Raw genomic sequence first — 25296 nt, 5'->3', positions numbered from 1 at the left:
CACCACCGGAGAGACCGGGTCACGGCGGGGCGGGCGCCGCCGCGCCGGCGGCCGGGCCGGGGCCGACGACCGGCGCGGCACGCAGCAGACGGGCGCGACCGGACCCCGCGGGACCGGCAGCACGCCGGGACCGCTCGACCGCGGCACCGAGCGGTCCCGGGGCGGCCGGCAGGGCCCCCGCCGCGGCGGCCGCCCCGCCACCGGCCCGGCGGGGCGGCCGTCGCCGAGCGCGGACGCGGACGTCGTCCAGTGGACTCCCCCACCCTCCGGCATGCCCTCGTTCGCCGAGCTCGGCCTGCCCGAGCGCCTGGTGGCGGTGCTCGCCGAGCAGGGTTTCACCGCCCCGTTCCCGGTCCAGGCCGCGACCCTGCCGGACACGCTCGCCGGGCGGGACCTGCTCGGTCGCGGCCAGACCGGCTCCGGCAAGACCCTCGCGTTCGGGCTGGCACTGCTCGCCCGGCTCGCCGGGGACCGCGCCCGCCCGAAGGCCCCGCTGGGGCTGGTCCTGGTCCCGACCCGGGAGCTCGCCACCCAGGTCGTCGACGTCCTCGCACCGCTCGCCGCGGCCGTCGACCTGCGGGTCTCCGCCGTCGTCGGCGGGCTGTCGATGAACAGGCAGATCACCGAGCTGCGCCGCGGGGTCGACCTGCTCGTCGCCACCCCGGGGCGGCTCGCCGACCACCTGCAGCAAGGCACCTGCGACCTCTCCGAGGTCGCGGTCACCGCCCTGGACGAGGCGGACCGGATGGCCGACATGGGCTTCCTGCCGCAGGTCCGCGCGATCCTGGACCGCACCCCGGCCGACGGGCAGCGCCTGCTGTTCTCCGCCACCCTGGACGGCGAGGTCGACACGCTGGTGCGCCGGCACCTCACCGACCCGGTCACCCGGTCGGTGGCCCCGGCGACCGCCAGCGTCGACACCATGGAGCACCACGTGCTCGTCGTCGACCGCGACGACCGCTCCCAGGTGGTCGCCGAGATCGCCGCCCGGGAGGGCCGGACGATCCTGTTCGTGCGCACCAAGCACGGCGCCGACCGGATGGTGCGGGTGCTGCGCCGCCAGGGTGTCGCGGCCGGGCCGCTGCACGGCGGGCGCTCGCAGAACCAGCGCAACCGCGCGCTCGACGAGTTCCGGTCCGGTGAGGTCCCGGTGCTGGTCGCGACGGACGTCGCGGCCCGGGGCATCCACATCGACGACGTCGGCCTGGTCGTGCACGTCGACCCGCCGGCCGACCCGAAGGCCTACCTGCACCGGGCCGGGCGGACGGCCCGGGCCGGCGAGGACGGCGTCGTCGTCACGCTGGCCACGCCGGACCAGCGGTCCGAGGTGAACCAGCTCACCACGCAGGCGGGCGTGCGGCCGGACGTCGCCGTGGTCCGGCCCGGGCACCCGGACCTGGTGCGGGTGACCGGCTCGCGCGCACCGTCCGGGGAGCCGATCCCCGCGCCGCGCCGCGACCAGCCGGCCCGCACCGCCCGGCCGAAGCAGGGCGGCCGGCGCCGCCGCTGATCCCACCCGTCCGGTGTGCCCGGCCCCGCGGCCGGGCGCACCGGGGGGTCAGCGCTTCCGCGCCTCGCGGCGCAGCTGCATGATCCGGCCGGTTCCCGGCACGGCGACCAGCAGGATCCCGGCGATCGCTGCGAACAGCAAGGCCACCCCGGTGGGCAGCGTGCCGGTCATCCACAGGAAGTTGATCGCGACCGGCTCGGTGTTCTGCACGATGAACACCAGCAGGAAGATCAGCACGATCGCCGAGAGGATCAGCGCCGCCCACAGCCCGCCGATTCGGGAGTTCGGGACCTTCCGCCGGACCGTCGGGGTGTCGTCCCCGGACGGCTGGTCGTCACCGGTGGGGACGGCGGCCGTCGGCTGCTCCGACGGCTCCACCTCGATCGAGGGAACCTTCATCGCCGGGTACGTCGCCGGGTCCGCCGTCGGGTCGGCCGGCCCGACCCGGCCCCACGCCGGCGAGTCCCCGCCCCGTCGATCCTCGCTCATCCGATCCGCCCTCCCGGTCGTCGTCGCGCGGGGAGTATCGCGCACGACCGCCCGGCACGCCGCCGACGCGCGTGGCACGCCAGCGTGACGGACGGCATCTCCTCAGCGGCCCGCGCGCACCATGGGGACGTGCGGGATGCCGTCCTCGACGAACGTCTCCCCCGCGACCGCGAAACCGTGCCGGGCGTAGAACCCCACCTGGGCTTCCTGGGCGTCGAGCACGCAGCGGCCGGAGCCGGCCTCGGCCAGCGCCGCCTCCATCAGCCGGTGCCCGAACCCGCGGCCACGGGCGTCGGCCCGGGTGCAGACCCGCCCGATCCGGTACCCGCCGCCCGGTTCCTCCAGCAGCCGGAGCGTGGCGAGGACCTCGGCGGTGTCCGGGTCGGCCAGCCAGTAGTGCCGGGTCCCCTGCTCCAGGTCCCGGCCGTCGAGCTCCTGGTAGGCGCACTGCTGCTCGACGACGAACACCTGCGCGCGCAGGGCGAGCAGGGCGTAGAAGGTCGCGAGGTCCAGGTCCGGGACCCAGCTGCGGCGCACCGTCGCGCCCGGGGTGTGCACGGTCATCCTTCGATGGGTACCAGAAACCCGCCGGCCCGGCGGGAGCGGTTAGCCTCGGGTGGTGGCCCACCATGATCTGGTCGTGATCGGCACCGGCTCCGGCAACACCTTCCTCGACGAGCGGTTCAGCGGCCTCGACGTCGCGCTGGTCGAGCACGGCGTGTTCGGCGGGACCTGCCTGAACGTCGGGTGCATCCCGACCAAGATGTACGTCTACGCCGCCGACGTCGCCGAGATCGTCCGGCACGCCCACACCTACGGCGTCGACGCGAGCATCGACAAGATCCGCTGGACCGACGTCCGGGACCGGGTGTTCGGCCGGATCGACCCGATCTCGTCGGGCGGCCGGGAGTACCGGGTGGAGCGCAGCCCGAACGTCACCGTCTACTTCGGGCACGCCCGCTTCACCGGCGAGCGGGCGCTCGCGGTCGACCGCACCGACGGCTCCGGCACCGACACGATCACCGCCGACCGGGTCGTCGTGGCCGCCGGGTCCCGGCCGAGCATCCCCCCGGTGATCACCACCTCCGGGGTGCCGTACGAGACGTCCGACACCGTGATGCGGATCGACGCCGTGCCGCGCCGGCTGGCCATCCTCGGCGGCGGCTACATCGCGGCCGAGTTCGCGCACGTGTTCTCCGCCCTCGGTGCCGAGGTCACCGTCATCGCCCGCGGGCCGAAGCTCCTGCGCCACCTCGACGACACGATCTCCGAACGCTTCACCGAGATCGCCACCGCGCGCTGGGACTGCCGGCTCCGCACCCAGGTCACGGCGGTCACCGGGGACGGCTCCGGTGGCCCCGGCGAGGTCCGGCTGGCCCTGGACGACGGCACCGAGGTCGTCGCCGACACCCTGCTCGTCGCGACCGGCCGGATCCCGAACGGCGACCGGATGGATCTCGACCGGGCCGGGATCACCGTGCACGCCGACGGCCGGGTCGCCGTCGACGAGCACCAGCGCAGCGTCTCCGCCGACGGCGTGTGGGCGCTCGGCGACGTGTCGTCGACGCACCAGCTCAAGCACGTCGCCAACCACGAGGCGAAGATCGTCGGGCACAACCTGGCGCACCCGGACGACCTGCGGGCCGCCAACCACGACCTGGTGCCGGCCGCGGTGTTCACCGAGCCGCAGATCGCGTCGGTCGGGATGACCGAGGCGCAGGCCCGCACGGCCGGGTTAGACGTCGCCGTCAAGGTGCAGGACTTCGGCGACGTCGCCTTCGGCTGGGCCATGGAGGACCGCACCGGGATCTGCAAGCTGGTGGCCGAGCGGGGCACCGGCCGGCTGCTGGGCGCGCACCTGCTCGGCCCGCAGGCGTCCACCCTGGTTCAGCAGCTCATCCAGGCCATGGCGTTCGGGCAGACCGTCGGCCAGATCGCCACCGGGCAGTACTGGATCCACCCGGCACTGCCCGAGGTGATCGAGAACGCCCTGCTCGGCCTGGACGTGTAGCTGCTAGCTCGCGGCCCGCTCGACCGGGTCCACCGGCTCGCCGGGAGCCTCCGGGCGGCCCGGCAGGTCCGGGTCGTACGGCACCGCAGGCCGGGTCTCGTCGCGCATGCCCTCGAGCAGTGTCGTGACCTCGTCCATGATCTTCTTCGTGGCCGCGTCCAGCGTGGTGCGGGTCAGCGGCCTGCCCGCGAACTCCGACAGGTCCACGGGCGGGCCGAGCACGATCCCGATCCGCTTCCGCGGGAAGAACTGGGGCTTGCCGTCCTCGGGCAGGAACTCCTGGGTGCCCCAGTTCGCCATCGGGATGACCGGTGCACCGGACTTCAGCGCGATCCGGGCGACCCCGTTCTTCGGCTTCATCGGCCAGAACTCGGGGTCGGCGGTGTAGGTGCCCTCCGGGTAGACCGCGACGATCTCGCCCCGGGCCAGCGCGTCGAGTGCCGCGGTGAACGACTCCCCGGCCCGCTTGGACGCCCGGTACACCGGGATGTGCCCGCCGTGGCCGAGCACCCACTTCACGACCGGGACCGACCACAGCTCGGACTTCGCCATGAACCGCGGCATCCGGCCGTGCACCGTCCCGAACGCGATGTCGAACAGCGGGTCGGAGAACGAGACGTGGTTGCCGACCAGCAGCGCGCCACCGGTCCGCGGCAGGTGCTCGCCGCCGCGCCAGCCGATCCGGGTGCCCCACAGCACGAACGGCCAGAGCACCTCGATCGCCAGGCCGAACCAGAACCTTGATCCGCGTCGGCGGTGGCGCAGCGTCGCCACGATCCGCTGCCACACCGTCAGCTCCGGTGGCATCCCCATCGTTCCGCCCCTTCCCGGGTCAGGTCGTGTCGCCCTCGTCCGGCCGGTGCCCGCCTCGGCCGGCGGCATCCGGCGACCATCATCGGCGCCCGGCCGGGCGGCCGCGCCCGTACTGCTACCGAGCCGTAGGCATCTCACCGGCACGAGCGGCCCGCGGTCCACCTCGGGCGCTGTGACACCACTCGCAGCGCCTCACCGGGGCTCACGGAAGGGTGAGGATCTCCGCGCCGTCGTCGGTCACCACGATGGTGTGCTCGAACTGGGCCACCCAGGACTTGTCCTTCGTGACGACGGTCCAGTCGTCGTCCCAGGTGTCGTGCTCGATCCCGCCCAGCGTGATCATCGGCTCGATGGTGAACGTCATGCCCGGCTCCAGGACGGTCTGCACGTCGGGCCGGTCGTAGTGCAGCACGACCAGCCCGGAGTGGAACTCGTGCGCGATCCCGTGGCCGGTGAAGTCGCGGACGACGCCGTAGCCGAACCGCTTCGCGTAGGACTCGATGACCCGGCCGACGACGTTGAGCTCGCGGCCCGGGCGGACGGCCTTGATCGCCCGCATGGTCGCCTCCCGGGTGCGCTCGACGAGCAGCCGGGCGTCCTCGGCGACGTCCCCGGCCAGGAACGTCGCGTTGGTGTCCCCGTGCACGCCGCCGACGAACGCGGTGACGTCGACGTTGACGATGTCGCCGTCGTTGATCACCGTGGTGTCCGGGATGCCGTGGCAGATCACCTCGTTGAGGCTGGTGCAGCAGGACTTCGGGAAGCCGCGGTAGCCCAGCGTCGACGGGTAGGCGTCGTGGTCGATCAGGAACTCGTGGACGACCCGGTCGATCTCGTCGGTGGTGACGCCCGGCTGCACCGTCTCGCCGGCCAGCCGCAGCGCCTGCGCGGCGATCCGGCCGGCGTGGCGCATGAGCTCGATCGTCTCGGCGGTCTGGACGTCGCCGGCGCGGCTGCGTGCCGGGGCCGGCTTGCCGACGTACTCGGGGCGCGGAATGTGGGCGGGCACCTCGCGGATCGGGGTCGGCGTGCCGGGGACGAGCAGCGTGCGGGTGGCCATGGCGACCATGGTAGGCCTCGCCCGTGCCGCGCAGCGCAGATGCTCGCTCCGCTCAGCTGCGTGACGTCTCCCGCGGGCCCCGCATCCGCGCCACCCCGGCGGACAGCCCGCGCCAGCCCAGCAGCAGCACGCCGAGCGCGGACACCGCGACGATCGCGAACGACAGCGGCAGCCGCCCGAGGAACCCCCAGCGCAGCAGGAAGCCGATGCCGGCGGCCAGTACCAGCACCACCAGGCCGGCCCGCACCGAGACGGGGTCGGCCCGCACCCACGGCGTCGCCCACGCCGCCCCGGCCCCCACCAGGAACGGCAGCGCGGTGCCGATCAGACCGGTGAGGCTGCCGGCCTCGGCGTGGCTGACCCGGCCGAGGGCGGCGAAGACCACGACCGCGACCAGGTCGGTGGCCAGCGCCAGGGCGGGGATCCGGCTCGGATGCACGACGACCAGGGTAAGCGGTGCGGGCAAGGGAGCCCTCATCGCGGGACGTCGCCCAGGAACCGCGCGCTCAGCTGCACCGCCGGACCGGACGAGCCGCCGTCCACGATCAGGGTGGCGAAGGCCAGGTCGCCGCGGTAGCCGGTGAACCAGCCGTGCGACCGGTTGCGGCCGTCCGGGCCGGCGTACTCGGCGGTGCCGGTCTTGCCGAACACCTCGCCCTGCCCGTTCGCCGCGGTCGCGGTGCCGGACGTCACGACGGCCCGCATCATCGGCCGCAGCCGGTCCAGCACCGCCGGGTCCGGGGCGCCCGGGGCCACCGTGGCCTCGGTGGTCGTGCCGCGGATGAGGGTCGGCGTGACCGGGGCGCCGCGCGCGACCGTCGCCGACACCATCGCCATCCCGAACGGGGACGCCAGCACGTCGCCCTGGCCGAAGCCGTCGGAGGCCCGCTGCAGGTCGTCGGTGGCCGCGTCGACCGTGCCCGTGATCGTCGTCATCCCCGGGACCTTCCAGTCCGCGCCGAAGCCGAGCGCCTTCCCCGCCCGCGGCAGCCCGTCCGGCGGCAGGGCGAGCGCGAGCCGGGAGAACGTCGTGTTGCACGACCGCGCGAACGCCTGCTGCAGCGGGACGGTCCCGAGCGCGAACGTGTCCTCGTTCGGGATCGTGCGCCCGTCGATCACGGTGGTGCCCGGGCAGTCCACGGGCGACTGCGGGGTGAGGTTCTGCGCCGGCATCGCCCCGTACGCGGTGACGATCTTGAACGTGGATCCCGGCGGGTAGCGGCCGGTCAGGGCCAGCGCCCCGTCCCGGTCCGCGGCGGGGTTCTGCGCGACGGCGAGCACCGCACCGGTCGACGGCCGCACCGCCACGATCATGGCCTGCCTCGACTCGCCGTTCACGGCGGCCTGCGCGGCGTCCTGGACGGCCCGGTCCAGCTCCAGCGTGACCGGCTTCCCCGGCCCGGGCGGGGTGCCGGCCAGCGAGCGGACCGTGGCGCCGTCCGGTCCGACGGCGTCGACCGACCAGCCGGGCGTGCCCCCGGCGGCCTTCTCGATGTCGGCACGCGCACCCTGGATCACCTGGCCCGCGAAACCGGAGTCCGGGGGCAGCAGGCGGGTCGACGACACGAACCGCACCCCGGGCAGGTCGTGGATCCGGTCGCGGACCCGCTGGTAGTCCGGCTCGCGCAGGACGGCGACGGTGTACGCCTGCCCGTCCGGCGTCGCGTTCGCCCCGTTCGTGATCGAGGTCCGGGTGATCGACGGGTCGACGGTGCCCAGTGCCGAACCCAGCGGCCCCGCGGCCTGGCCGGTGGCACGCTTGTCCAGCATGACCGTCACGACCGGGGTGGGGGCGAGCAGCGTGGCGCCGCTCGCGTCCAGCACCGGTGCGGGGTTGGCCGTGACCGTGCGGTTCACCGGGCGCTGCCCGTCACCGAGGCCCGGCGCGAACGCCGCCGGGGACCAGTCGACCGCCCACCCGGTGTCGTTCGCGCCGGTCTCGGCGGCCGCGACCAGCGGCAGCTCCAGGGTGTAGTCCCAGGTCCGGCCCTCGCCGAGGTCCCAGTGCACCTCGACGGTCGACGTCGCCCGCTCGCCATCGGTCCGGGTGCCGGTGACCCGGGCCGTCATCGCGGTCGCCGACAGGTCGCCCCGGGCCCGTTCCAGGTACTCGCCCGCACCCGGCGGGTCGGTCGTGAGCGCGGCCGCCGCCGGGGCGTTCCCGGCCGCCCACGCCGCGACGTACTCCTCCGCCGTCGAGCCCGCGCCGCCCCACGGGCGCAGCAGCGCCACGACGGCGCCGGCCGCGGCCAGCACGGCGATCACGGCGACGAGGACGAGGGGACGGTTCCGCAGGGAGCGCAGCACGGTCCCCGAGTATGCCCACCGGGGGATCATGGGGAGTTGAAGCCCCCGGGAGCTGCGTCAGAACAGGACGGTCGCGAACCGGCCGACCTGGGTGAACCCCACCCGCCGGTACGCGGCCCGGGCGGGCGAGTTGAAGGCGTTGACGTAGAGGCTCGCGCAGCGCCCCATCGACGCCAGCGCCAGGGTGACGCTGGCGGTCCCGGCCGTACCCAGCCCGTGCCCGCGCCAGGCCGGGTGCACCCACACGCCCTGGATCTGCCCCACCGACCGCGACATCGCACCGATCTCGGCCTTGAAGACGACCTCGCCGTCGTGGAACCGGGCGAACGCCCGGCCCGACGTGATCAGCTCGGCGACCCGGGCGCGGTAGCCGGCCCCGCCGTCGCCGTCCCGCGGGTCGACACCGACCTCCTCGACGAACATCGAGACGGCGGCGGGCAGGTAGCGGTCGAGCTCGTCGATCCGGACGGGACGTACCTGCGGGTCCGGCGCGATCGCGGGCATGCCGTGCATCGTCATCAGGGGCTGGTCCGCCCGGACCTCCCGGGCCGGCCCCCAGACGGGAGCGAGCTCCTCCCACAGCGGGAGCACCAGCTCGGCGCGGCCGACCAGCGACGAGCAGACCCGCCCGCCGCGGCGGGCCCGGTCGGCGAACGCGCGGATGGCGGAACGCTCACCGCGCAGCGGGACGAGGTTGGCGCCGGAGAAGCAGAGTCCGTCGACCGGGGCGCCGTAGGCCCACAGCTCGCCACCCAGCCGCCACGGATCCAGGCCGACCGCCTCGACGCGGGCGGCGACCATGCAGGACGCGACCGGGTCCGCGTCGAGCACGTCGTGCACCCCGGAGCGGTGACGATCGTCGAGAAGCCGCGGCCCGGCCACCCTCAGCACGGGTGTCATGATGCCATGAGGGCGGGTGGTCGGTGCAGATGCTCGCTCCGCTCAGCCCACCGTCACCTGGGGCTCGCCGGACGCCCCGTCGGCGATCTCCATGCCCTCGGCGATCCGCATCGCCTCGTCGATCAGCGTCTCCACGATCTTGTGCTCGGGGACGGTCTTGATGACCTCGCCCTTGACGAAGATCTGGCCCTTGCCGTTGCCGGACGCGACGCCCAGGTCCGCCTCGCGGGCCTCCCCCGGCCCGTTCACGACGCACCCCATGACGGCCACCCGCAGCGGGACCTCCATACCGGTCAGGCCGGCGGTGACCTCGTCGGCGAGCTTGTAGACGTCGACCTGGGCGCGGCCGCAGGACGGGCAGGAGACGATCTCCAGGCGGCGCGGGCGCAGGTTCAGCGACTCCAGGATCTGCTGTCCGACCTTGATCTCCTCGACCGGCGGCGCGGACAGCGACACCCGGATCGTGTCGCCGATCCCCTGGCGCAGCAGCGCCCCGAACGCGACCGCGGACTTGATCGTGCCCTGGAACGCCGGACCGGCCTCGGTGACGCCGAGGTGCAGCGGGTAGTCGCACTGCTCGGCGAGCAGCTCGTAGGCCCGCACCATCACGACCGGGTCGTTGTGCTTCACCGAGATCTTGATGTCGTGGAAGTCGTGCTCGGCGAACAGGCTCGCCTCCCACAGCGCCGACTCGGCCAGGGCCTCCGGGGTGGCCTTGCCGTGCTTCTCCAGCAGGCGCTTGTCGAGCGAGCCGGCGTTGACCCCGATCCGGATCGGCGTGCCGCGGTCCTTCGCGGCCTGCGCGATCTCCTTGACCTGGTCGTCGAACTTCCGGATGTTGCCGGGGTTCACCCGGACCGCGGCGCAGCCTGCCTCGATCGCGGCGAACACGTACTTGGGCTGGAAGTGGATGTCGGCGATCACCGGGATCTGCGACTTCGTCGCGATGGCCGGGAGGGCCTCGGCGTCGTCGGCCGACGGGCACGCCACCCGGACGATGTCGCAGCCGGACGCGGTCAGCTCCGCGATCTGCTGCAGCGTCGCGTTGACGTCGGCGGTCAGGGTGGTCGTCATCGACTGGACGGAGATCGGGTGGTCGGAGCCGACACCGACCGGCCCGACCTGCAGCTGCCGGGTCTTCCGGCGCGGGGCCAGGGTCGGCGCGGGCGCGGACGGCATACCCAGGGAGACGCTCACGGAGCCCACTATCCCATCGCCGTCGACACGCCGCCGTACCCCGTGAGGTGTGGCACTGCGTGCTCGTGAGTGGTTATCAGGGCCAGGACCCTGATAACCACTCACGGGCGCGGAGCGCCCCTTAGGTGCGGCCCTGCCGCTCCTGCGCGTCCAGCAACGTCGACGAGTGCGGCAGCCAGGTGGCCAGCTCGACCGGCCAGCCGTCGGCCTCGAGCACCCGGACGACGGCCGGGTCGTCGTCGATGATCATCGCGACCTTCCGTTCCCGGGCGAGCAGCCGCAGCACCTCGCGCTTGACGTACCGGGCGGGCCGGCGGTCGTCGTCGGAACGCATGAACAGCGGGCCGGTGGGCAGGCCGAACCGGGCCAGCCAGGTCTGGGTCAGCCGTCGGTTCCGTTCGGGGCGCCCGGTGAGGTAGACGACGTCGTGGTCCTCCTGGGCCGCGCGCAGCCGCTCGGCGCCCTCGTCGAGCAGCGGGTCGGCCTCGGCGGCGGCGAAGAACATGTCCCACCGGTAGCGGTCGAGGTGGTGCAGCCGGTGCGACACGTCGGCCAGGACGCCGTCGATGTCGAAGACCGCGAGCGGGCGGGCGTCGTCCCCCGGGCTCACCCGAAGATCCGCACCGGGTTGACGATGTCGGCGATGGCGACCATCACCGAGAAACCGAGGAACACCAGGACGAACACGTACGCGAAGGGCAGCAGCTTGGCCGCGTCGACCGGGCCGGGGTCGGGCCTGCCGAACGCCCGGGCGGTGTTCCGCTTGATCGACTCCCAGATCGCCGGGACGATCTGGCCGCCGTCCAGCGGCGGGATCGGGAGCAGGTTCAGCAGGAACAGCGACAGGTTCACCGCGGCGAGCATGTTGAGGAACAGGCCCACGTCCTGCTGCCACGGCGCGTCCTGCTGGGCGAGGATCTCGCCGCCGATCCGGGACACCCCGACCACGCCCATCGGGCTGTCCTCGCCGCGCTCCTCCCCGAGGAACGCCGCGCCGAACAACGCCGGGATCCGGGCCGGGATCTGAGTGATCGCCTCGGCGGTCCGGCCGATACCGTCACCGATCTGCGCGACCGTCTCGCCCGCGCTCATCGGCTGGTAGCTCGTGTCGAGCAGCACGCCGAGGTACCCGGCGGTGACCGTGGCGTTCGGGTCGTCCGAGTCGCGGTCCGGAAGGGTGTTCGGGATCACGTTCACCATGAGCGGGACCTGCTGCCCAGCCCGTTCGACGACGACCGGCGTCGGCCCGGAGGACGCCCGGATCGCGTCCTGCAGGGCCTCGCCGTCGTCCGGTCCGAACGCCTGGCCGCGCACCGACACGATGCGGTCGTCGGGCTGCATGCCGGCGGCCAGGGCCGGCGCGTGCGGCGCACCGGTCGGGCAGCGGTCGGGCGCGCCGTTCTGCACCGCCGTCACCGGCACCACGCACTCCTCGAGCGCCGCGACCTGGGTGTTCGGGGTGAGCACGCCGACGCCCATCAGCGTCACGAAGAACAGGGCCACGGCCAGGACCAGGTTCATGAACGGCCCGGCGAACATGACGATGATCCGCTTCCACGGCGCCCGGGTCCAGAACTGCCGGTCCTCGTCCTGCGGCAGCACGTCGGCCTGGGACTGCCGGCGCGCGTCGTCCATCAGCCCCTGGAACGGGCCGGTCCGGCGGCTGCGGCCGAGCCGGCCGCCACCGGGGGCCGGCGGCAGCATCCCGATCATCCGGACGTAGCCGCCGAGCGGGATGGCCTTGATGCCGTACTCGGTCTCGCCACGCCGCACCGACCAGACGGTCCGGCCGAACCCGACCATGAACTCCGGGACCTTGATCCCGAACCAGCGGGCGGTGGCGAAGTGCCCGAGCTCGTGCCAGGCGATCGAGACGAGCAGCCCGAAGAAGAAGATCGCGATCCCGACGACCGTCCAGAGCACGCTCACGATCCCGCCTTCTCCCGCGCGTGGGCGCGGGCCCACTCCTCGGCCGCCAGCACGTCCGCCACGGTAGCCGGATCACCGGTCCAGGCGTCGGCCGCCTCCAGCACCCCTTCCAGCAGGTCGGTGACCCCGAGGTACCCGATCCTCCCCCGCACGAACGCCTCCACGAGCTCCTCGTTGGCGGCGTTGAGGACGGCCGGGACGCACCCGCCGGCGCGGCCGGCCGCGCGGGCGAGCCGGACACCGGGGAACGCGTCGTCGTCGAGCGGCTCGAAGGTCCAGGTCTGCGCGGTGTCCCAGGTGCACGGCGTCGAGGCGCCGGGGATGCGGTCCGGCCATCCCAGCGCCAGCGCGATCGGGAGCCGCATGTCCGGCGGGGACGCCTGCGCGATCGTCGAACCGTCGCTGAACGTCACCATCGAGTGGACGATCGACTGCGGGTGCACGGTGACGTCGATCCGGTCGTAGGGGATGCCGAACAGCAGGTGCGCCTCGATGACCTCGAGCCCCTTGTTGACCAGCGTCGCCGAGTTGATCGTGATGACCGGGCCCATGTCCCAGGTGGGGTGCTGCAGCGCCTGCTCCACGGTGACGCCGCGCAACGACTCCCGGGCCCGGCCGCGGAACGGCCCGCCGGACGCGGTGAGGACGAGGCGTTCCACCTCCCCGGCCCGCCCGCCGCGCAGGCACTGCGCCAGCGCCGAGTGCTCCGAGTCGACCGGCACGATCTGCCCGGGCGCGGCCGCCGCGAGCACCAGGGGGCCGCCCGCGATCAGCGACTCCTTGTTCGCCAGCGCCAGCCGGGCCCCGGTCCCGAGCGCGGCCAGGGTGGGCCCGAGGCCGCGGGACCCGGTGATGCCGTTGAGCACGATGTCGGCGCCGGCGGCCGTCACCAGCTCGGCGGCCGCGGACGGCCCGTCCAGCACCTCGACGCCGGGCAGCGCCGCCCGGAGCTCGGCGGCGGCCGCCGGGGACGGCACCGCGACCCGCGGGACCCGGTGCTCCCGGGCCTGCGCGATCAGCAGCGGCAGGTCCGACCCACCCGCGGCCAGCCCGGTGACGGTGAACCCACCGGCCTTGGTGATCACCTCGAGGGCCTGGGTGCCGATCGACCCGGTGCTGCCCAACACGACGAGTGACTTCATCACCTCGCATCATCCTCCGGTCCGGAGGTTGTGCGACGATGACCCCGACCGTCAGGTGGTCGCATCGGTCGTAGCGGGAGGAAGCACGTGGCGAGCAAGACACGCGAGGTCGCGATCCGGTCCGGCGTGGACCCGGCCGAGGAGCCCTCGGTCGACTGGGGCTGGCACCAGAACTTCACGAAGGGCCTCCCGATCGCGGCCGCCGTCTCCGGCATCATGCTGCTGCTGTTCCTGATCGGGCATCCGCTCAGCTGGACCGAGTTCCTCTACATGGCGATCCCGGCCTTCGCCTGCCTGGCCGGCGCCGTGGCCTACCCGATCTACAAGCGGCGCAGCTGGCGTCACTGACCGGGCCGATCCCCCGATGGCCGCGGGCGCGGGCGAGCCGGTCGAGCTGACGATCGGCGACCGGACGGTGCGCCTGTCCAACCCGGACCGCGTGTACTTCCCGGCCCGCGGCGAGACCAAGCGGGACCTCGCCGAGTACTACTGCTCGGTCGGCGACGGGATCGTCCGGGCGCTGCGGGACCGGCCGTGCATGCTGCACCGCTTCCCCACCGGGGTCACCGGCGAGAAGGTGCACCAGAAGCGGCTCCCGCGTGGCGCCCCGGACTGGGTCCGCACCGTGCGTGTGCACTTCCCGCGGTTCAACCGGACCGCGGACGAGCTGTGCGTGCGCCATCTGGCCGATGTGGTCTGGGCGGTGCAGATGTCCACCGTGGAGTTCCACCCCTGGAACTCGCGCGCCGCCGACGTCGAGTCCCCCGACGAGTGGCGGATCGACCTCGACCCGATGCCGTCCGCGAGCTGGGCCGACGTCCGGCGGGTGGCCGCGGTCGTGCACGAGGTCCTCGACGAGCTCGGCGCCACCGGCTTCCCCAAGACCTCGGGCGGGGCCGGGCTGCACGTCTACGTGCGGATCCCGCCGGACCACGGGTTCGCCGACGTCCGCCGGGCCGCGCACGCGTTCGCCCGGGAGGTGGGGCGGCGCTGCGACCGGGTGGACCTGTCCTGGTGGCGCAAGGACCGGGATCCCACGAAGATCTTCGTCGACTACAACCAGAACGCCCGCGACCACACGATCGCCTGCGCCTACTCGGTCCGCGGGACACCGGACGCCCGGGTGTCCACGCCGGTCCGCTGGGACGAGATCGACGACTGCGAGCCCGGTGACTTCACCATCGCGACGGTGCCGGCCCGCTACGCCGAGCTCGGTGACCTGCACGCGGGGATCGACGAGGCGGTCTTCGCCCTCGACCCGCTGCTGGAGTGGGCCGACCGGGACGCCCGCGAGGGTGCCCCGCCCCCGGACCTCCCGGACCTCGATGCGGGCTCGTGAGTGCTTAGCAGGGCCCGGGCCCTGCTAAGCACTCACGAGCCGCAGGCGGGTGAACTCCGCGACCATCGCCGCCCGGGACCAGTGCGCGTTCAGCCCGGACGGGTTGGGCAGCACCCAGATCCGGGTGTCGCCGAGCCGGTCGTCCTGCTCCCCCACGACGGCGTCGCGGCGGCCGAACGCGGTCCGGAAGGCCCCGATCCCGACCACGGCCAGCCACCCCGGGCGGTGCTCGCGCACGAGCGCGCGCAGCCGTTCCCCGCCGGCGACCAGCTCGGCGCCGGTGAGCTCGTCGGCCCGGGCGGTCGCCCGCGCCGCCATGTTCGTGATGCCCAGCCCCAGGTGGGCGAGCTCGCCCTGCTCGTCGGGGGACAGCAGGCGCGGGGTGAACCCGGACTCGTGCAGCACCGGCCAGAACCGGTTCCCGGGCCGGGCGAAGTGGTGCCCGGTCGCCGCGGACACCAGGCCCGGGTTGATCCCGCAGAACAGCACCCGCAGGGCCGGGTCGCCCGGCCCCGGCAGCACGTCCGGGATCGTCCGGTCCCGGGCCCGTTCCAGCGCGTCGCGATCCGGCAGGCGTCCCACGCGGACAGTCTGGCCGACCGCTGAGTTCCGGCCGTGCCGGCGGTCCACCCTCGCGACGGGTGAACCGGGATGCCCGCACCGCGCGCCGAGAGGAGACTGCCCACCGTGGATCTGCCCGTGATGCCCCCGGTGAAGCCGATGCTGGCCAAGCCCGCCCCGTCGATCCCCGACCGGAAGCTCTACGAGCCCAAGTGGGACGGCTTCCGCTCGATCGTCTTCCGGGACGGCGACGACGTCGAGATCGGCTCCCGCAACGAGCGGCCGATGACCCGCTACTTCCCCGAGGTCGTCGAGGCGGTGACGGCGAACTTCCCGCCGCGGGCCGTGATCGACGGCGAGATCGTCGTCGCCGACCGGGAGCGCAACCGGCTCGACTTCGAGGCGCTGCAGCAGCGCGTCCACCCCGCAGCGAGCCGGGTGCGGCTGCTCGCGGAGCAGACGCCGGCGTCGTTCGTCGCGTTCGACCTTCTGGCACTGGGCTCCGAGGACCTGACCGGCCGCCCGTTCGCCGAGCGCCGGGCCCGGCTGGAGGAGGCGCTCGCCGGCGCCGCGCCGCCGGTGTACGTCACCCCGATCACCGCGGACACCGGCACCGCGAAACGCTGGTTCGACCGGTTCGAGGGCGCCGGCCTGGACGGGCTGATCGCGAAGGACCCGGAGGGCACCTACCAGCCGGACAAGCGTGTCCTGACCAAGGTGAAGCACGAGCGGACCGCGGACTGCGTCGTCGCCGGCTACCGGGTGCACAAGTCCGGGCCGGACGCCGTCGGGTCGCTGCTGCTCGGGTTGCACGACGAGCGGGGCGTGCTGGTCTCGGTGGGGGTGGTCGGTGCGTTCGCGATGGCCCGCCGCCGCGAGCTGATGGCCGAGCTGCAGCCGCTCGTCACCGACTTCGACGACCACCCGTGGGCCTGGGCCAAGCAGCTGGAGGGCGAGCGGACCCCGCGCAAGTCCGAGACGAGCCGGTGGAACGCCGGCAAGGACCTGTCCTTCGTGCCGCTGCGCCCGGAGCGGGTGGTCGAGGTGCGCTACGACTACATGGAGGGCAACCGGTTCCGGCACACCACCCAGTTCGTGCGGTGGCGCCCCGACCGGGACCCGGCCTCCTGCGGCTACGACCAGCTGGAACGGCCGGTCAACTTCGACCTCGCCGAGGTGCTCGCGGGCCGGGCCTGACCGCCCGGCTCAGCCGGGGTGGGACGCGGCGAGCTGGCCGCACGCCGCGTCGATCTCCTGGCCCCGGGTGTCCCGGACGGTGCAGGCGACACCGGCGGCCCGCACCCGTCGCACGAACTCCTCCTCGACCGGCTTCGGCGAGGCGTCCCACTCGCTGCCCGGGGTCGGGTTGAGCGGGATCAGGTTGACGTGCACCCGGGACGTGCCGATGTGCTGCCGCAGCACCTTCCCGAGCAGGTCGGCCCGCCACGGGTGGTCGTTGACGTCGCGGATCAACGCGTACTCGATGGAGACGCGACGGCCGGTCGTGGTGGCGTAGCGGCGCCCGGCGTCAAGGACCTCGGCGACCTTCCACCGGTTGTTGACCGGCACCAGCGTGTCGCGGAGCTCGTCGTCCGGGCAGTGCAGGGAGATCGCGAGCGTGACCGGGATGCCCTCCTCGCGCAGCCGGTCGATCGCCGGGACCAGGCCGACCGTCGACACGGTGACACCGCGGGCGGAGATGCCGAACCCGTTCGGGGCGGGCTCGACGATCCGGCGGACCGCGGCGACCACCCGCTTGTAGTTGGCCAGCGGCTCGCCCATGCCCATGAACACGACGTTCGACAGGCGGGCCGGCTCGTCGAGGGCACCGTCCCGGGCCGCGGCGGCGGCCCGCCGTACCTGGTCGACGATCTCGCCGGTCGACAGGTTGCGCTGCAGCCCGCCCTGGCCGGTCGCACAGAACGGGCAGGCCATCCCGCAGCCGGCCTGGCTGGAGATGCAGACCGTCGCCCGGTCCGGGTAGCGCATCAGGACCGACTCGGCCAGCACCCCGTCGTGGCCGCGCCACAGCGTCTTGCGGGTGGCGCCGCCGTCGCACGCCTTCTCGGTCAGCGGCGTGACCAGCGGCGGGAGCAGCGCGCCGAGCTTCTCCCTGGCGTCCGCGCCCAGGTCGGACATCGCCTCGAGGTCCGCGGTGAGCCGCCCGAAGTAGTGCCGCGCGAGCTGGTCGAGCCGGAACTTCGGCAGGCCGAGCTCGGCCGCCGCGGCGGGACGGTCGGCGGGGTCGAGGTCGGCGAGGTGGCGCGGCGGCGTGCCGCGGCGCGGTGCGTCGAAGACGAGCGGGAGGCTGGACATGGCACCCACCAGTGTGCCAGTGCCGTTCAGCGGACCCCCGGCAGGCGCAGGTTGAAGCGGTGCGAGAGGTCCTCCAGCACGCCGAGGCGGCGCATCGCGGCCACCCACAGCACCAGCCCGCACCCGAGACCGATCACCGGCTGGGACGACCCGGTGCCCTGGCCGGTCCAGCTCAGCGCCAGGTAGGCCCCGAACGCGGCGATCAGCAGGACCAGCGCGCCGGTGGCGACGAGGCTGCGCTCCTCCAGCACGGTGGACGCCTGGATGAGCAGCACGCCGATCAGCGCCGCGGACACGGCGACGGACAGCTCCCCGAACCCGACCAGGCCCAGCAGCGAGGGCAGCAGCACGATTCCCGCGACGCCGACGAGGACCAGCCGCTGCATGCGGCGCTTCCGCTCCGGGTGCAGCACCACGACCATCGCGCTGTTGCGGCGGCGGACGACCCACAGGTACGCGGTGAGGAACAACCCGAGGGCGACGAGCACGGTGCCGAACCCGCTCGCGAGACCGGCCGCGCCGACCGTCCACGCCACCATGGCGAGGACGACCTCCAGGCTCGGGGCGGGCACACCGAGCGAGCGCTGGCGCGACGTGTACGGCATGCCGTCCACGGTAGCGAGACCGCCCGCCCGTTCGCCGCCACTCCCCCGGCTGCGCCCGGCGGTCGACGCCCGTGCCCCACCGACCGCGCGCCGGGCGCCGTGGCACGCTGATCGCGCGGGCGTCTCCCGAACCCCGCCACCACCACCGCCGGGCCACCCGGCCTCCCCGCGAGGAGCTTCCATGACCCTCCCCGAGAACGACACCCGCACCCCGGTGCCCGCGGTCGCGCGCCGCGCGGTGCTCGCCGGCGCCGGCGTGGCCGCGGTCGGCGCCGTCGCCGCCTGCGGCGGCGGGGCCACCACCGACGACACCGAGCAGCAGCAGGCCGGGGACGTCCCGCAGGGCGCCCCGGGCACCGTCCTCGGCCCGGCCTCGGAGGTGCCGGTGGGCGGCGGGAAGATCTACTCCGAGGCGCAGATCGTCGTCACCCAGCCGGCGGCCGGGCAGTTCACCGGGCTGTCCACGATCTGCACGCACGCCGGGTGCACGGTCAACGCGGTCGCCGACGGCGCGATCGTCTGCCCGTGCCACCAGAGCCGGTTCGGGCTCGACGGCGCGGTCGTGCAGGGACCGGCGACGCAGCCGTTGCCCCAGCGCCCGGTGACCGTCGCGGACGGGTCGATCGCCCTGGCCTGAGCTCCGCTCAGCGCGGAGGTTCGCTCAGGGCAGGATCACGCCGGTGGGGCGGCGGCGGGTGTGCACCCGGTAGCCGACCCGGATCGTCAGGCCGGGCACGTCGTCGATCGCGGCGCGGGCGGTGCGCGCCGAGAACTCGATGCGCAGGACGTCCTCCAGGTCCGCACGGGTGGCGAACCGCCAGGTGGCCACGACCCGGCGCAGCGCGAACCCCTGGCCCGCGAAGAACCGGTCGACCGCCGGCGGGTCGTAGCGCGGCAGGTCCGCACGCAGCCAGGTGCCGTACGGCCGGGATGCGAAGTCCAGGTCGACGACGGCGAGCACCCCGCCGGGCCGCAGCACCCGGTCGGCCTCGGCGAGACCGGGCTCGCAGCCGGGACCGAAGAAGTAGGCGGTGCGGGCGTGGACGACGTCGGCGCTCGCGTCCGGCAGCGGGAGCGCCTCGGCGCCGGCGGTGTGCACCCGGATCCGGGGGTCCCCGGCGCAGCGCTGCCGGGCCCGCTCCACCAGCGGCGGGTGCGGTTCCACGCCGGCGACCGTGGCCGCGTCCTCGGCGAACCGCGGCAGGTGGAACCCGTCGCCGCAGCCGACGTCGACGACGTCGAGCCCGGCCCAGCCCCCGGTCTCCTCGCGCAGCGCCGCCCAGAGCGCGCCGTCGGCGTCCTGCGCGCGGTTCTCGATCTCGTAGACGTCCGGCCAGTGCCAGATGTTCGGGCTGGGGATCGCGGGGCCGGGTTTCCGCTGGCCCCCGAACCCGGCGAAGGTGCGCCTCACCCGACCGGGACGAGGAGCCCGAGCACCGCCCAGGCGACGAACGCGGCCGGCAGCAGCGAGTCGAGCCGGTCCATCAGGCCGCCGTGCCCGGGAAGCAGCGTGCCCATGTCCTTGATGCCGAGATCGCGTTTGACCAGCGACTCGACCAGGTCGCCGAGCGTGGCGGTGGCGACGAGCAGCGCACCGACCAGCACCCCCCAGTACCAGGGGATGCCGAGCAGCAGCGCCACGCACAGCGCGCCGGCGAGCATCCCGGCGAGCTGCGAGCCCAGGAAGCCCTCCCAGGACTTCTTCGGGCTGATCGTGGGGGCCATCGGGTGCCGGCCCGCGACCACCCCGGCCGCGTACCCGCCGACGTCCGAGGCGACCACGCAGATCAGGAACGTGAGGACGCGGCCCACACCCTGCGGCGCGACCGTCAGCTGGACGGCGAACGCGACCAGCAGCGGGACGTAGCCGGCGACGAACAGGGACGCACCGATGTCGCGCACGAAGTGGGCGGCACCCTCACGCATCCGCCACAGCAGGCAGCCGAGGACGGTCGCGGCGAGCGCGATCGCCGCGCCCCGCAGCCCGAACGGCCACGACAGCCAGACGACGGCCTGCCCGCCGAGCAGCAGCACCGGCAGCGCGACCCGGATGTCGGCGCCGCGGCGCAGCGCACCGGCGAGCTCCCAGGTCCCGATCGCCGTGACCGCGGCGAGGACCAGCACGAACCATTCGGGCACGATCAGAAGGCTGACGAGGATGATCGCGCCGAGCCCGACGCCGACGGCGATGGCCGCGGCCAGGTTGCGCCCCAGCCGGGCACGTTTCGACGGCCGGGACGCCTGCGTGCCGTCGTCCGACGTCGCCGGATCTCCGGCCGGCCCCGGTGGAGGGAGGTCGGGCGTCACGGGAACGGCGGCGTCGGAGGAGGAGGTCACCGGGGTCAGACCTCGAGGAGCTCGGATTCCTTGTTCTTCACCAGCTCGTCGATCTGGGCGACGTAGCGGTCGGTGACGTTCTGCAGCTCCTTCTCGGCCCGCCCGACCTCGTCCTCGCCGGCCTCGCCGTCGCGCTGGATGCGGTGCAGCTCGTCCATCGCCTTGCGGCGCAGGCCGCGCACGACGACGCGGGCGTCCTCGCCCTTGCTGCGGGCGACCTTGACCATGTCCCGGCGGCGTTCCTCGGACAGCGCGGGAATGATGACGCGGATGATCTGGCCGTCGTTGCTGGGGTTCACGCCGAGGTCGGACTCGGCGATCGCCTTCTCCATCGCCTTGAGCTGGCTGGCGTCGTACGGCTTGATGACCGCCATCCGCGCCTCCGGGATGGAGACGGACGCGAGCTGGTTCAGCGGGGTCGCGGAACCGTAGTAGTCGACGACGATCCGGGAGAACATGTTCGGCGTGGCCCGGCCGGTGCGCACCGACGCCAGGTCGTCCCGCGCGACGGCGACGGCCTTCTCCATCTTCTCCTCGACGTCGAAGAGGGTTTCCTCGATCACGGTTGCTTCCCCCGGCCCTGTCGTACTCGCTGTCACGTCGATCCTCTCACCTCCCGCCCGGGCGCACCGCCCGGGCGGGAGGTGGGTGGATCAGTTCTGGCCGACCTCGAAGCGGACGAAGTCCTTGACGGTCACGCCGGCCTCGTCGGCGACGGCCTTCACGGTCTTCTTGCTGTCCTGCACGGAGGCCTGCTCGAGCAGCACGACGTCCTTGTAGAACCCGTTGACCCGGCCCTCGACGATGCGCGGGAGCACCTGCTCGGGCTTGCCCTCCTCGCGGGCGGTGGCCTCGGCGATGCGCTTCTCGTTCTCGACGACCTCCGCCGGGACCTGCTCGCGGGTGGTGTACTGCGGGCGGGCGGCGGCGATGTGCATCGCCAGGCCGCGGGCCGCCTCGTCGTCGCCGCCCTCGTAGGACAGCACGACGCCGATCTGCGGGGGCAGGTCGGTGGAACGCTTGTGCAGGTAGACGGCGGTCTGGCCGTCGACCTGGGCGTAACGCTTCAGCTCGAACTTCTCGCCGATGCGGGCGGACAGCTCCTGGACGGCCTCGCCGACGGTCTTGTCGTCCAGCTTGACCTCGGTCAGCGCGGCCAGGTCGGCCGGGCGCTGCTCGACGGCGACCGCGAGGATCTTCTCGGCCAGCGCGATGAAGTCGTCGGACTTGGCGACGAAGTCGGTCTCGCAGTCCAGCTCGACCAGGGTGCCGCCCTCGGCGACGACCAGGCCGTTCGCGGTGGCGCGCTCGGCACGCTTGCCGACGTCCTTCGCACCCTTGATGCGGAGGAGCTCGACGGCCTTGTCGAAGTCGCCCTCCGACTCCTCCAGGGCCTTCTTGCAGTCCATCATCCCGGAGCCGGTGAGCTCACGGAGCCGCTTGACGTCGGCGGCGGTGTAGTTCGCCATCAGGTGTCTCTCGTCCTCTGGGGTCGTGACGGGAATGGATCACCGGGATCACGGGGCGGGCGGGCCGGACCGGCCCGCCCGCCCCGGCAGATCAGTTCTGGGCGCCGTTGCTGGTCGAGGCCGGGGCGGTCGCGGCGCTCGCGCCGTCACCACCGGCGGCGGACAGGCTGGCGCCGTCCGTGCCGACCTCGTTGCCGGCCAGCACGTCCTGCTCCCACTCGGCGAGCGGCTGCTCGGACGCGGCCTCGCCCTCGCCACGGCGCTGGCCGCGGGAGACCAGGCCGTCGGCGGCGGCCTTGGCGATGACCTTGGTCAGCAGGGCGGCCGAGCGGATCGCGTCGTCGTTGCCCGGGATCGGGTAGTCGACCTCGTCCGGGTCGCAGTTGGTGTCCAGGATGGAGACGACCGGGATGTTGAGCTTCCGGGCCTCGCCGACGGCGATGTGCTCCTTCTTGGTGTCCACGATCCAGACCGCGGACGGGACCTTGGACATGTCCCGGATGCCGCCGAGGGTCTTCTCGAGCTTGTCCTTCTCGCGGGTCAGCGTGAGGATCTCGCGCTTGGTGCGCCCCTCGAAGCCGCCGTTCTGCTCCATCGCCTCGAGCTCCTTGAGGCGCTGCAGCCGCTTGTGCACGGTCTGGAAGTTGGTGAGCATGCCGCCCAGCCAGCGCTGGTTGACGTACGGCATGTTGACCCGGGCCGCCTCCTCGGCGATGACCTCCTGGGCCTGCTTCTTGGTGCCGACGAACATGATCGTCCCGCCGTGCGCGACGGTCTCGCGCACGAACTCGTAGGCGCGGTCGATGTACGACAGCGTCTGCTGCAGGTCGATGATGTAGATGCCGTTGCGCTCGGTGAGGATGTAGCGCTTCATCTTCGGGTTCCAGCGGCGGGTCTGGTGCCCGAAGTGCACGCCGCTGTCGAGCAGCTGCTTCATGGTGACGACGGCCATGGCCTGCGTTCACCTCTCGATCGGGCGCGGCGGGGGCCGCGCGTGCGGTTGTCGCGGGCCCACCGGTCGGTGGGCCGCCCTGGCACCCGCGGCGGGGCCGGACCCGGTTCCCCGCCGGGTCGTCGGGCTCTGCTCGACGACGGCGGGTTCGCGGGACCGCCCGGCCTCCGCTCCCGGCGCCGTACCCTGGGGCACGGCACGCCGGGCACGCGGGCGCGCGAAGTCACCACGACGGGTCGTGGTGCGGGATCCAGTGTACGCCGGGGCACTCCCGGCGATCGCATCGGAGCCCGTGGGTGGGCATGGTCGTCCACAACCGGCGGGTACGTCCACAGGTTCGCGGGACGAGCGGTGCGGCGGGCGGTCGGCGGCGCAGGCTGGGCGGGTGACCGGGACCACGCCGCCCTCGAGCCGGACCGCCGACCTGGATCGGGGTGGGGCGGGGCTGCTCGACGGACAGGAGCTGCGCGGTCGAGGGGCGTTGCGCGGTCGACGGGCGCTGCTCGGACGGGCGCTGCTCGACGGAACGGCACTGCTGGGCGGACGGGCGCTGCTCGACCTCCGCCGCGCGCTTCTCCGTGGTCCGGCGCCACGGGGGCGGGCCCGGGGCGTGCTGCGCGCGATTGCGGTCGGGTCGGCGGTCGTCGTCGTGCTGCTGGCCGTCGCGTCGCCGTCGGTGGCGCGGGGCGGAGGGGAGCCGGCCGGGCTCGGCGGCGCGCCCCCGGCCGTGGTGCCCGCGCTACCACCCGGGCATCCACCGCCACCGCCCGGCGTCATCCCGTCGCGGGACGACGCACATCGGGGCGTCGCCAGGCCACCGGGTGGGCCGGGGCCGACCGGCGATGCCGGGACGGTGCCCGATGCGCCGCCGCCCGCCGAGGCGGGACCGGTGGCCGAGGCGCCGCCGCCCGGCGAGGCGGGACCGGTGCCCGAAGCGCCACCGCCCGGCGAGGCGGGACCGGTGCCCGAAGCGCCACCGCCCGGCGAGGCGGGACCGGTGCCCGAAGCGCCACCGCCCGCCGAGGCGGGACCGGTGGCCGAGGCGCCGCCGCCCGGCGCCGCAGGGCCGGCGGGTGAGGCGCCGCCGTCGGGCGGTCACGGACCGCCCGGTGAGGCAAGGCCACCGGGCGATCCGAAGCCGCCCGGCGCTGCGGGACCGCCACCTGGGGCACCGCCGTCCGGAACTCACGGACCGTCCGGTGATGCCCGGCGGCTCGCCGGGGCACCGTCGTCCGGTGGTACCGGGCAGGCCGGTGCCCCGGGGCCGCCCGGCGCGCAGGAACCATCCGGCGACAGTTGGCGGTCGCCCGGGGCTGGTCCGAGCACGGGGGCGGTCGTCGCACCGCCCCGGCCACCGGGCGCGGGGATCCCGGCGCCCGGAGCCCGGTACTCCTGGCCGCTGGTTCCCGCCCCGGCCGTGACCGGGATGTTCCGGAAGCCGACGTACCAGTTCGGCCGCGGGCATCGCGGCGCAGACCTCGCCGGTGTCCCCGGGCAAGCGGTGCTGGCCGCCCGGGAGGGCGTGGTCGTGTTCGCCGGTCCGGTCGCCGGCCGCGGCGTGGTGTCGGTGGACCACCCCGACGGGCTGCGCAGCACCTACGAACCGGTGACGGCGACCGTCGCCGCCGGGGCACGGGTCGCGGCGGGAGATCCGCTCGGGGTGCTGGAGGCGGGGCACCGCGGGTGCCCGGTCGCTGCCTGCCTGCACTGGGGTGTCCGGCGGGACCGGCTCGACCACCTCGATCCGCTGGTGCTCCTGCGCCCGCCCCGGGTCCGGCTGCTGCCGTGGGAGGGCGCTCCGCCCTGAGCCGCGCGGTTCGGGGAGGTCGACACGGACCGTCGGGCTCGGACGACGAGCCGGGTAGCCGGTGCGCCGGCCGGTCCCTCGGCGCGGCACCATCTCCCGCGTTCGGGAACCGGCACCTCGCGGCCGAAAACGGGTGGCGATCGGCACGAACTCGCCCCGCGCGGGACGGGGACCGTGCGACTCGAGAGGGCGCGGCGCCGACCCTGACGAGCCCGTCCGTGTCCGGCGCAGGCGCATCTTTGCCGACGCGCACCACGCCGATCAGCACGAACGCGCCCCACAGACGGCCAAGACCTACACCTCGCCCGACGCGCATCCCGACGATCAGCACGAACCCGCCCCGCCCACGGCCAGAACGTGCACCTCGCCGACGCGCACCGCGTCGATCAACACGAACCTGCCCGACCCACGGCGAGAACGCGCGACTCGGGCGCCCCGGCCACGTCGATCAGCACGAACCCGCCCGACCAGCGACGCAAGCGTGCAACTCACGACCCCACATCCCGACGATCAGCACGAACCCGCCCCACCCACGGCCAGAACGTGCACCTC

Annotated in this window: 26 protein-coding genes; 7 read left to right on the top strand and 19 right to left on the bottom strand. The window is 74.0% G+C overall.

Translation table 11 applies throughout. The features are described from left to right. Positions 1–271 precede the first annotated feature (271 nt). Positions 272–1510, top strand: coding sequence for a DEAD/DEAH box helicase (locus H7X46_RS06980; protein WP_186362499.1), 1239 nt, complete (start codon positions 272–274; stop codon positions 1508–1510). A 48-nt stretch (positions 1511–1558) separates the two neighbouring features. On the opposite strand, the gene H7X46_RS06975 is transcribed toward H7X46_RS06980, so the two are convergent. Together H7X46_RS06975 and H7X46_RS06970 are read right to left on the bottom strand one after the other, a co-directional pair. Continuing rightward, a complete protein-coding gene (locus tag H7X46_RS06975; protein WP_255426090.1) occupies positions 1559–1999 on the bottom strand; it encodes a lipopolysaccharide assembly LapA domain-containing protein in 441 nt (146 codons plus the stop codon). 102 nt (positions 2000–2101) lie between these two features. After that, positions 2102–2563 carry a GNAT family N-acetyltransferase gene (locus H7X46_RS06970; protein ID WP_186358617.1) on the bottom strand — a complete coding sequence of 154 codons (462 nt, stop codon included), beginning with the start codon at positions 2561–2563 and terminating at the stop codon, positions 2102–2104. A gap of 55 nt (positions 2564–2618) precedes the next feature. Between H7X46_RS06970 and H7X46_RS06965 the strand changes: the two genes are divergently transcribed. Continuing rightward, positions 2619–4010 carry a mycothione reductase gene (locus H7X46_RS06965; RefSeq protein WP_186358616.1) on the top strand — a complete coding sequence of 464 codons (1392 nt, stop codon included), beginning with the start codon at positions 2619–2621 and terminating at the stop codon, positions 4008–4010. 3 nt (positions 4011–4013) lie between these two features. Here H7X46_RS06965 and H7X46_RS06960 read toward each other — a convergent pair whose 3' ends face one another. From H7X46_RS06960 to dxr, 9 genes are all read right to left on the bottom strand, one after another. Further along, positions 4014–4823: a 1-acyl-sn-glycerol-3-phosphate acyltransferase gene (locus H7X46_RS06960; RefSeq protein WP_255426089.1), complete on the bottom strand. Its 810-nt coding sequence runs from the start codon at positions 4821–4823 to the stop codon at positions 4014–4016. A gap of 202 nt (positions 4824–5025) precedes the next feature. After that, positions 5026–5883 carry a type I methionyl aminopeptidase gene (gene map / locus H7X46_RS06955; protein WP_186358615.1) on the bottom strand — a complete coding sequence of 286 codons (858 nt, stop codon included), beginning with the start codon at positions 5881–5883 and terminating at the stop codon, positions 5026–5028. Between the two features lie 52 nt (positions 5884–5935). Beyond that, positions 5936–6349: a DUF3054 domain-containing protein gene (locus H7X46_RS06950; RefSeq protein ID WP_255426088.1), complete on the bottom strand. Its 414-nt coding sequence runs from the start codon at positions 6347–6349 to the stop codon at positions 5936–5938. Between the two features lie 8 nt (positions 6350–6357). After that, positions 6358–8190, bottom strand: a complete 1833-nt coding sequence (locus tag H7X46_RS06945; RefSeq protein ID WP_186358613.1) for a penicillin-binding transpeptidase domain-containing protein — start codon at positions 8188–8190, stop codon at positions 6358–6360. A gap of 57 nt (positions 8191–8247) precedes the next feature. Next, positions 8248–9081, bottom strand: a complete 834-nt coding sequence (locus H7X46_RS06940) for a GNAT family N-acetyltransferase (protein ID WP_186362497.1) — start codon at positions 9079–9081, stop codon at positions 8248–8250. A 51-nt stretch (positions 9082–9132) separates the two neighbouring features. Beyond that, positions 9133–10287, bottom strand: coding sequence for a flavodoxin-dependent (E)-4-hydroxy-3-methylbut-2-enyl-diphosphate synthase (ispG, locus tag H7X46_RS06935; RefSeq protein ID WP_186358612.1), 1155 nt, complete (start codon positions 10285–10287; stop codon positions 9133–9135). A gap of 121 nt (positions 10288–10408) precedes the next feature. Beyond that, complete coding sequence (locus tag H7X46_RS06930; RefSeq protein WP_186358611.1) at positions 10409–10897, bottom strand: hypothetical protein; 489 nt, start codon at positions 10895–10897, stop codon at positions 10409–10411. Beyond that, positions 10894–12216 (bottom strand): site-2 protease family protein, encoded by a 1323-nt coding sequence (locus H7X46_RS06925; protein WP_186358610.1) that lies wholly within the window; start codon positions 12214–12216, stop codon positions 10894–10896. The genes H7X46_RS06930 and H7X46_RS06925 overlap by 4 nt, the downstream gene beginning before the upstream one ends. Beyond that, positions 12213–13358 (bottom strand): 1-deoxy-D-xylulose-5-phosphate reductoisomerase, encoded by a 1146-nt coding sequence (dxr, locus tag H7X46_RS06920; RefSeq protein ID WP_186358609.1) that lies wholly within the window; start codon positions 13356–13358, stop codon positions 12213–12215. The genes H7X46_RS06925 and dxr overlap by 4 nt, the downstream gene beginning before the upstream one ends. A gap of 87 nt (positions 13359–13445) precedes the next feature. Here dxr and H7X46_RS06915 point away from each other — a divergent pair, with 87 nt between their 5' ends. Next, positions 13446–13706 (top strand): DUF2631 domain-containing protein, encoded by a 261-nt coding sequence (locus H7X46_RS06915; RefSeq protein ID WP_186358608.1) that lies wholly within the window; start codon positions 13446–13448, stop codon positions 13704–13706. 16 nt (positions 13707–13722) lie between these two features. Next, positions 13723–14697, top strand: a complete 975-nt coding sequence (gene ligD, locus H7X46_RS06910) for a non-homologous end-joining DNA ligase (RefSeq protein ID WP_186358607.1) — start codon at positions 13723–13725, stop codon at positions 14695–14697. Between the two features lie 24 nt (positions 14698–14721). Here the strand turns inward: ligD and mug are convergent, their stop codons facing one another. Beyond that, positions 14722–15279: a G/U mismatch-specific DNA glycosylase gene (gene mug / locus H7X46_RS06905; protein WP_186358606.1), complete on the bottom strand. Its 558-nt coding sequence runs from the start codon at positions 15277–15279 to the stop codon at positions 14722–14724. Positions 15280–15384: 105 nt separating this feature from the next. Between mug and H7X46_RS06900 the strand changes: the two genes are divergently transcribed. Next, the gene (locus H7X46_RS06900; RefSeq protein WP_186358605.1) at positions 15385–16455 is read left to right on the top strand and encodes an ATP-dependent DNA ligase; all 1071 of its coding nucleotides are present in this window, start codon (positions 15385–15387) and stop codon (positions 16453–16455) included. A gap of 9 nt (positions 16456–16464) precedes the next feature. Here the strand turns inward: H7X46_RS06900 and rlmN are convergent, their stop codons facing one another. Beyond that, on the bottom strand, positions 16465–17574 hold the full coding sequence (rlmN, locus tag H7X46_RS06895; protein ID WP_186358604.1) for a 23S rRNA (adenine(2503)-C(2))-methyltransferase RlmN: 1110 nt from the start codon (positions 17572–17574) through the stop codon (positions 16465–16467). A 26-nt stretch (positions 17575–17600) separates the two neighbouring features. Further along, positions 17601–18179, bottom strand: coding sequence for a hypothetical protein (locus tag H7X46_RS06890; protein WP_186358603.1), 579 nt, complete (start codon positions 18177–18179; stop codon positions 17601–17603). Between the two features lie 181 nt (positions 18180–18360). Here H7X46_RS06890 and H7X46_RS06885 point away from each other — a divergent pair, with 181 nt between their 5' ends. After that, positions 18361–18816, top strand: coding sequence for a Rieske (2Fe-2S) protein (locus H7X46_RS06885; protein WP_186358602.1), 456 nt, complete (start codon positions 18361–18363; stop codon positions 18814–18816). A gap of 24 nt (positions 18817–18840) precedes the next feature. On the opposite strand, the gene H7X46_RS06880 is transcribed toward H7X46_RS06885, so the two are convergent. From H7X46_RS06880 to rpsB, 5 genes are all read right to left on the bottom strand, one after another. Next, the gene (locus H7X46_RS06880; RefSeq protein WP_186358601.1) at positions 18841–19590 is read right to left on the bottom strand and encodes a class I SAM-dependent methyltransferase; all 750 of its coding nucleotides are present in this window, start codon (positions 19588–19590) and stop codon (positions 18841–18843) included. Beyond that, positions 19587–20516: a phosphatidate cytidylyltransferase gene (locus H7X46_RS06875; RefSeq protein WP_186358600.1), complete on the bottom strand. Its 930-nt coding sequence runs from the start codon at positions 20514–20516 to the stop codon at positions 19587–19589. Before H7X46_RS06875 ends, H7X46_RS06880 begins: the two co-directional genes overlap by 4 nt. 5 nt (positions 20517–20521) lie before the next feature. Next, entirely contained in the window at positions 20522–21079 is a 558-nt protein-coding gene (gene frr, locus H7X46_RS06870; RefSeq protein WP_186358599.1) for a ribosome recycling factor, read from the bottom strand. Between the two features lie 90 nt (positions 21080–21169). Continuing rightward, positions 21170–21985: a translation elongation factor Ts gene (gene tsf / locus H7X46_RS06865; protein WP_186358598.1), complete on the bottom strand. Its 816-nt coding sequence runs from the start codon at positions 21983–21985 to the stop codon at positions 21170–21172. A gap of 91 nt (positions 21986–22076) precedes the next feature. Further along, entirely contained in the window at positions 22077–22937 is an 861-nt protein-coding gene (gene rpsB / locus H7X46_RS06860; protein WP_186358597.1) for a 30S ribosomal protein S2, read from the bottom strand. 1426 nt (positions 22938–24363) lie between these two features. On the opposite strand from rpsB, the gene H7X46_RS06855 reads away from it, so the two are divergent. Beyond that, positions 24364–24744, top strand: a complete 381-nt coding sequence (locus H7X46_RS06855) for a M23 family metallopeptidase (RefSeq protein WP_186362496.1) — start codon at positions 24364–24366, stop codon at positions 24742–24744. The last annotated feature ends 552 nt before the right edge of the window (positions 24745–25296 follow it).

This window comes from Pseudonocardia sp. C8 (genome assembly GCF_014267175.1).
Classification (GTDB): Bacteria; Actinomycetota; Actinomycetes; order Mycobacteriales; family Pseudonocardiaceae; genus Pseudonocardia.
This window is presented reverse-complemented; position numbering and strand designations above follow the sequence as displayed.

Bases quoted from the DNA above. Each gene is read 5' to 3' on its own strand.
- H7X46_RS06980 (WP_186362499.1), top strand. From the start codon at position 272: ATGCCCTCGTTCGCCGAGCTCGGCCTGCCCGAGCGCCTGGTGGCGGTG.
- rpsB (WP_186358597.1), bottom strand. From the start codon at position 22,937: ATGGCCGTCGTCACCATGAAGCAGCTGCTCGACAGCGGCGTGCACTTC.
- map (WP_186358615.1), bottom strand. From the start codon at position 5,883: ATGGCCACCCGCACGCTGCTCGTCCCCGGCACGCCGACCCCGATCCGC.
- H7X46_RS06960 (WP_255426089.1), bottom strand. From the start codon at position 4,823: ATGGGGATGCCACCGGAGCTGACGGTGTGGCAGCGGATCGTGGCGACG.
- ligD (WP_186358607.1), top strand. From the start codon at position 13,723: ATGGCCGCGGGCGCGGGCGAGCCGGTCGAGCTGACGATCGGCGACCGG.
- H7X46_RS06890 (WP_186358603.1), bottom strand. From the start codon at position 18,179: ATGCCGTACACGTCGCGCCAGCGCTCGCTCGGTGTGCCCGCCCCGAGC.
- H7X46_RS06970 (WP_186358617.1), bottom strand. From the start codon at position 2,563: ATGACCGTGCACACCCCGGGCGCGACGGTGCGCCGCAGCTGGGTCCCG.
- H7X46_RS06885 (WP_186358602.1), top strand. From the start codon at position 18,361: ATGACCCTCCCCGAGAACGACACCCGCACCCCGGTGCCCGCGGTCGCG.
- dxr (WP_186358609.1), bottom strand. From the start codon at position 13,358: ATGAAGTCACTCGTCGTGTTGGGCAGCACCGGGTCGATCGGCACCCAG.
- rlmN (WP_186358604.1), bottom strand. From the start codon at position 17,574: ATGTCCAGCCTCCCGCTCGTCTTCGACGCACCGCGCCGCGGCACGCCG.
- tsf (WP_186358598.1), bottom strand. From the start codon at position 21,985: ATGGCGAACTACACCGCCGCCGACGTCAAGCGGCTCCGTGAGCTCACC.
- H7X46_RS06855 (WP_186362496.1), top strand. From the start codon at position 24,364: ATGTTCCGGAAGCCGACGTACCAGTTCGGCCGCGGGCATCGCGGCGCA.
- H7X46_RS06975 (WP_255426090.1), bottom strand. From the start codon at position 1,999: ATGAGCGAGGATCGACGGGGCGGGGACTCGCCGGCGTGGGGCCGGGTC.